We start from the raw sequence: 6135 nt of genomic DNA, 5'->3' as shown, positions 1-6135 counted from the left end.
ACCCAGATCACCGACGCGGTTGACGACAAAGGCCTTGATCGCGGCGGCATTGGCGCTGGGCTTCTTGAACCAGAAACCGATCAGCAGATAGGAAGCCAGGCCAACGCCTTCCCAGCCAAAGAACATCTGCACCAGATTGTCGGCCGTCACCAGCATCAGCATGGCGAAGGTGAACAGCGACAGATAGGCAAAGAAACGCGGCTGGTCGGGATCTTCATCCATATAGCCCCAGCTGTAGAGATGGACGAGCGCGGACACCGTGGTCACCACCACCAGCATCACCGCCGTCAGCGCATCAACCCGCAAGGCCCAGTCGAAATTGAGATCGCCGGAAATGATCCAGGTCAGCACCGGCACCACTTCGGCCCCGCGGCTGGAGGCCAGAAATTCGAGGAATATCGGCCAGCTCAGCGCACAGGACAGGAACAGCGCCCCGGTCGTCACGATCTTTGCCGCAAAATTGCCGATGATCCGGTTGCCGAACCCGGCGACGATCGCTGCCAGCAACGGCAGGAATACTATGAGGATGATGGAATTCACGCTTACCCCCGGAGCCGTTCGTGCTGCGCTTGTCGAAACAGGAATGGCGCGTGCGCAGCCTGCCCTTGGGCAGGCTCGGGGCGAACGGCAGTTCTGGACGCTTCCATATTCACCCCTTCATCCGGTTGACATCATCGACGGCGATCGTGCCGCGCTGACGGAAATAGATCACCAATATGGCCAGGCCGATCGCGGCCTCGGCGGCGGCCACGGTCAGCACGAACATCGCGAACACCTGGCCGGTCATGTCGCCGAGAAAGGCACTGAACGCGACGAAATTCAGGTTCACCGCGAGCAGGATCAGCTCGATCGCCATCAGGATGATGATGATATTCTTCCGGTTCAGGAAGATCCCGAGCATGCCCATCACGAACAGGATCGAACTGACGACCAGATAATGTTCAATGCCGATCACAATTCGACTCCCTTGCCTATTTCGGGCTGCGTGTTGCGGGTTGCATCCTCGGGACGGCGGGCATTCTGTTCGGCGATAATCTGTCTGCGGACGCCGCCCCGGTTGCGATGAGTCAGCACGATCGCGCCAACCATCGCCACCAGCAGGATCAAGCCCGCAGCCTCGAACAGGAAGACATATTTGGTATAGAGCAGAGCGCCGAGCTGCTCGATATTCGACGGCGCGCCGGCTGGCGGTCCGATCGCCGCGGTCGCCTCGCCCATGCCCGACGATTGCCAGGCCCCGACACCAAAAATGATCTCCGCCACCAGCACCAGCGCCAGCAACAGGCCAAGCGGCAGGTTTTTCATGAAACCGGCCCTCAGTTCGGCAAAATCGATATCCAGCATCATCACGACGAACAGGAACAGGACCGCCACGGCGCCGACATAGACAATCACCAGCAGCGCCGCGATAAATTCCGCACCGACCAGCAGCATCAACCCGGCCCCGTTGAAAAAGGCGAGAATCAGCCACAACACGCTGTGCACCGGATTGCGCGCAAAAATGCAGAAGGCACCACTGGCGATCACGACAGATGCGAACAGATAGAAAGCGAAGATTTGCATATTATTCCGTCTCAGCCCCTGTCCACATGTCCCGTTCGTCTCGAGCGAAGTCGAGAGACGCTGGTGAACTTTTCCTGTGTCTCGACTGCGCTCGACACGAACGGAGTCGGGTTTCGATTGTCAATTTGCACGCCCTTACCGATAGGGCGCATCGGCGGCAAGGTTTGCCGCGATCGCCCGCTCCCATTTGTCGCCATTTTCCAGCAGCTTCGATTTGTCGTAGATCAGCTCTTCGCGCGTTTCCGTCGCATATTCGAAATTCGGCCCCTCGACGATCGCGTCGACCGGACAGGCTTCCTGGCAGAAACCGCAATAGATGCACTTGGTCATGTCGATATCGTAGCGCGTGGTGCGGCGCGAACCATCCTCGCGCGGTTCCGCCTCGATGGTGATCGCCAGCGCCGGACAGACCGCCTCGCACAGCTTGCAGGCGATGCAGCGTTCCTCGCCATTGGGATAGCGGCGCAGCGCATGCTCGCCGCGGAACCGCGGAGAAATCGGGTTTTTTTCGTACGGGTAATTGATCGTCTTCTTCGCCTTGAAAAAATATTTCAGCGTCAGCAGATGCGCGCCGAGAAATTCGAACAGGGTGAAGGCTTTGATATGTTGTGCGATACTCATAACGGTAATCCAAATTTGTCGATCATCACATAGCCGCTCACCAATACGACCCAGATCAGACTCAGTGGCAGGAAGATTTTCCAGCCCAGGCGCATCAGCTGATCATAGCGGTAACGCGGCACGGTCGCCATCACCCAGCTGAAGATGAAAAAGAAGAACAGCATCTTGCCGAACAGCCAGAATATACCCGGGATATCGAACCACGGGATCCAGTCGACATTCAGCGGTGGCAGCCAGCCGCCCCAGAACAGGATCGCGTTGAGCGCGCACATCAGCAGGATATTGGCATATTCGCCCAGCCAGAACAAAGCGAAGGACATCGAGGAATATTCCGTCTGATAGCCGGCGACCAGCTCGCTCTCCGCCTCGGTCAGGTCGAACGGATGGCGCGCGGTTTCGGCCATGGATGCAATCAGGAACACCACCGCCATCGGGAACAGCAGCGGGTTGAAGCCATAAGCGTTGATCAGCCCGAAAATATGGCCTTCCTGCGACTTGATGATATCGATCAGGTTGAAGGTACCGGCAAACAGCACCACCGAAATGATGATGAAGCCGATCGACACTTCATAGCTGATCATCTGCGCCGCCGCCCGCATCGCGGAGAAGAACGGATATTTGGAATTGCTGGCCCAGCCGGCAATCACCACGCCATAGACGCTGAGCGAACTGATCGCAAAAATATAGAGCAGCCCGATATTGATATTCGCGAGCACCATCGTCTCGCTGAACGGGATCACCGCCCAGGCGAGCAGCGCCACCGTGAAGGTGATGATCGGCGCGAGCAGGAACAGGCCCTTGTTCGCGCTCGAGGGAATGATGGTTTCCTGCAGGAAGACTTTCAGACCGTCGGCAAAACTCTGCAATATGCCGAAGGGGCCGATGACATTGGGACCCCGGCGCAGCGCCATGGCGGCCCAGATTTTCCGGTCGAGATAGATCACGATGGCCACCGCCAGCATCACCGGAAAGGCGATCAGCAGGATCAGCGCGAGCGTGGCCAGGAACCAGCCCGCTTCATAGCCGAGAAGAGTTTGGAGATAAGCGGTCATGCCGCAACCCTCACCCGATATTCGTCATCCTGAACTTGTTTCAGGATCCGGTGGCTATGGAGCGCGTCAGTCCGAGGGATGTCCTGAAACAAGTTCAGGATGACGGTCATTTTTAAGATTGTAGAACTCACTCCGCCGCCTCCATCATCTCGTCATCGGCATGCAGCAATTCCGCGGAACAGCGCTGCATCGTGCCGCTCGCGCGGGCGATGCTGTTGGTCAGATAGAAATCCTTGATCGGATGGACGCCCTGCCCTTTGGGCGCAGATGGCAGGCCGGACGGCGGAGCCCAGTCAAATGCCACCAGACCTTCCTCGGCAAGCTCCGGATGATCCGCTGCCATTTTGACGCGCAATTCTTCAAAACTGTCGAACGGCAGGGTCTTGCCCAGTACATCCGAAAGCGCCCGCAAGATGCTCCAGTCTTCCCGCGCGTCGCCGGGCGCGAAAATCGCCTTGCTGGAACGCTGCACGCGGCCTTCCAGATTGACATAGGTGCCGTTCTTCTCGGTGTAAGCGGCGCCGGGCAGGATAACGTCTGCGGCATGGGCACCGGCGTCGCCATGATGACCGATGAACACCTTGAAACTGTCCCTGAACAACCCGTAATCCATTTCGTCCGCGCCCAGCGCGAACAGCAATTTCGGACTTTTCTCCGCAATCGCCTTGATCCCGCCGTCATGGGCATAGCCGAGCATCAGGCCGCCGGTGCGTGAAGCACCGATATGGAGGACGTTGAATCCGTTCCAGCCATCCCGAACCAGCTTGTATTTGCTGGCGAACTTGAGCGCTGCGCCATGCGCGCCCTCAATGCTGAGAGCGCCGCCACCGAGGATGATGGCAGGCTTTTCAGCGCCCTTGAGCGCGTCGGCAGCCGCCTTGGGCAGCTTCGCCAGCAGGGCCATGTCATCACCGAGCCACTCGACCGGATAGGTCTGGTCTGCTTCCGGCCCGATACCGAACACTTTCGCCCCGCCCTGGCGCACCGCCTTGCGAATCCGGGTGTTGACCAGCGACGCTTCCCAGCGCGGGTTGGTCGAGACCAGCAGGATCACATCCGCTTCCTCGATACCGGCGATGGTGGTGTTGAAATTGACCGCTGCCAGATTGCTGACATCATAGGCAAGCCCGGTCTGCCGGCCTTCCAGCATGTCGGAACCCATCGATTTCAGCAGCGTCCTGGCGGCATACATCGTCTCGCAATCAACCAGATCACCGGCAATCGCCGCCACCGAACTGCCGGCATTCACGTCGGCAATCGCCTGAAACGCCTCGTTCCAGCTGGCTTCTTCCAGCTTGCCGTTCTTGCGCACATAAGGCTTGTCGAGGCGGCGCTTCATCAGCCCGTCGATCGCGTGGCGGGTCTTGTCCGTCGCCCATTCCTCGTTCACGTCATCATTGACCCGCGGCAGCGCCCGCAGCACTTCGCGGCCACGGCTGTCGATGCGGATATTGGTGCCGACCCCGTCCATCACGTCGATACCCATCGTCTTGGTCAGCTCCCATGGACGCGCTTCGAACGCATAGGGCTTGCTGGTCAAGGCACCAACCGGGCACAGATCGACGACATTACCGGACAATTCGCTGTGCACCGCGCCTTCGAGATAGGAGGTGATCTCCATCCCCTCGCCGCGTCCAATCGCGCCGATTTCCTCGACTCCGGCGACTTCCTCGGCAAAGCGCACGCAGCGGGTGCAGTGGATGCAGCGGGTCATCACGGTCTTGACGATCGGCCCCATATATTTCTCGGTAACCGCGCGCTTGTTCTCTTCGAAACGCGACGCGCCCTTGCCATAGACCATCGCCTGGTCCTGCAGGTCGCATTCGCCGCCCTGGTCGCAGATCGGGCAGTCGAGCGGATGGTTGATCAGCAGAAATTCCATCACCCCTTCGCGCGCCTTCTTGACCATTTCGCTGTCGGTGCGGATTTCCTGTCCGTCAGCGGCGGGCAAGGCACAGCTCGCCTGCGGCTTCGGCGGCCCCGGCTTCACCTCGACCAGACACATGCGGCAATTGCCGGCAATCGACAGCCGTTCATGATAGCAGAAACGCGGGATTTCCTTGCCGGCCAGCTCGCAAGCCTGCAGCACGGTCGCGCCCTGCGGCACTTCGATTTCGATGCCATCTACGGTGACTTTAGGCATTAGACATGTCCATAATTTCGTCCGCCGAAATCAGATTTCGGTGGCCCGCAAGCAATCCACCCATTCTGATGTGAAATCCATATTGGCTGACACGCTCAGGAAGAACGGTGAGGGAGGATTGAACATTCACTGCGCCGCCTCCGACAATTCGGCATGCTGGTGAACCGCCCGATATAATCCATATGCCAGCATCGCCCGCAAGGAAGTCTTGTCGAACGACACTTCCAGTCCATCCGTCACACAGGGACTCAGCAATGGCACCACCGCCTGAATCGCTGCGCCTTCCTGCTCCGAGTCGGGAATCGTATCTATCAGATCGTAAATCCTCTCACCCCCGGATCGCACAACACAGCGACCGAATAATTCTTCGGCGTTCCGCGGCTTCATGATATCTTTTTGCCAATCGAGATCGGTCAGCTTGCCAAGCGCTTCAATATCTTCCGCTTTATACTGACGCAGCAGGAAGAACTCGGCGAAAGCGCCTGCTACGGGACCGGTTGATATGCTGTAGCGGATATCCTTGGCGAGACTGCAGCGGTCATCATATTCGACCTGCCGGAAAATCCTGCCGAGCGATTCGGTCTGTTCATCGCTCATATAGCGATGGGACAGCGTGTTCAGTGCACGGGTCCGATCATTTTCCGCCCGGCAACGCATCATCGCATTCAGACCGGCACGCGGTGAGCTTCGGACGAGCGGGTCATGAAAGCCGGTCATGCCCTGGCGGGTGCGGTCAATACGGGACCCGGTTTCCGG

The 6135-nt window shown here is 58.7% G+C and carries 7 protein-coding genes; all 7 read right to left on the bottom strand.

Annotated elements, in window-relative coordinates:
- Positions 1-540: proton-conducting transporter membrane subunit (locus ACEW8J_RS04990; RefSeq protein ID WP_373490538.1), on the bottom strand; the 540-nt coding region annotated here is incomplete at its 3' end.
- A 109-nt stretch (positions 541-649) separates the two neighbouring features.
- Positions 650-955: an NADH-quinone oxidoreductase subunit NuoK gene (nuoK, locus tag ACEW8J_RS04985; RefSeq protein WP_373490537.1), complete on the bottom strand. Its 306-nt coding sequence runs from the start codon at positions 953-955 to the stop codon at positions 650-652.
- On the bottom strand, positions 952-1563 hold the full coding sequence (locus tag ACEW8J_RS04980) for an NADH-quinone oxidoreductase subunit J (protein ID WP_373490536.1): 612 nt from the start codon (positions 1561-1563) through the stop codon (positions 952-954). The genes nuoK and ACEW8J_RS04980 overlap by 4 nt, the downstream gene beginning before the upstream one ends.
- Before the next feature lie 135 nt (positions 1564-1698).
- Entirely contained in the window at positions 1699-2184 is a 486-nt protein-coding gene (gene nuoI, locus ACEW8J_RS04975; RefSeq protein ID WP_373490535.1) for an NADH-quinone oxidoreductase subunit NuoI, read from the bottom strand.
- The gene (gene nuoH, locus ACEW8J_RS04970) at positions 2181-3236 is read right to left on the bottom strand and encodes an NADH-quinone oxidoreductase subunit NuoH (protein ID WP_373490534.1); all 1056 of its coding nucleotides are present in this window, start codon (positions 3234-3236) and stop codon (positions 2181-2183) included. The genes nuoI and nuoH overlap by 4 nt, the downstream gene beginning before the upstream one ends.
- Positions 3237-3363: 127 nt before the next feature.
- A complete protein-coding gene (nuoG, locus tag ACEW8J_RS04965) occupies positions 3364-5379 on the bottom strand; it encodes an NADH-quinone oxidoreductase subunit NuoG (protein WP_373490533.1) in 2016 nt (671 codons plus the stop codon).
- A gap of 126 nt (positions 5380-5505) precedes the next feature.
- Positions 5506-6135 (bottom strand): hypothetical protein (locus ACEW8J_RS04960; RefSeq protein ID WP_373490532.1); only part of this gene is annotated, 630 nt, incomplete at its 5' end.

The organism is Parasphingorhabdus sp., assembly GCF_041748495.1.
GTDB lineage: Bacteria > Pseudomonadota > Alphaproteobacteria > Sphingomonadales > Sphingomonadaceae > Parasphingorhabdus.
This window is presented reverse-complemented; position numbering and strand designations above follow the sequence as displayed.

Bases quoted from the DNA above. Each gene is read 5' to 3' on its own strand.
- ACEW8J_RS04980 (WP_373490536.1), bottom strand. From the start codon at position 1,563: ATGCAAATCTTCGCTTTCTATCTGTTCGCATCTGTCGTGATCGCCAGT.
- nuoH (WP_373490534.1), bottom strand. From the start codon at position 3,236: ATGACCGCTTATCTCCAAACTCTTCTCGGCTATGAAGCGGGCTGGTTC.
- nuoI (WP_373490535.1), bottom strand. From the start codon at position 2,184: ATGAGTATCGCACAACATATCAAAGCCTTCACCCTGTTCGAATTTCTC.
- nuoG (WP_373490533.1), bottom strand. From the start codon at position 5,379: ATGCCTAAAGTCACCGTAGATGGCATCGAAATCGAAGTGCCGCAGGGC.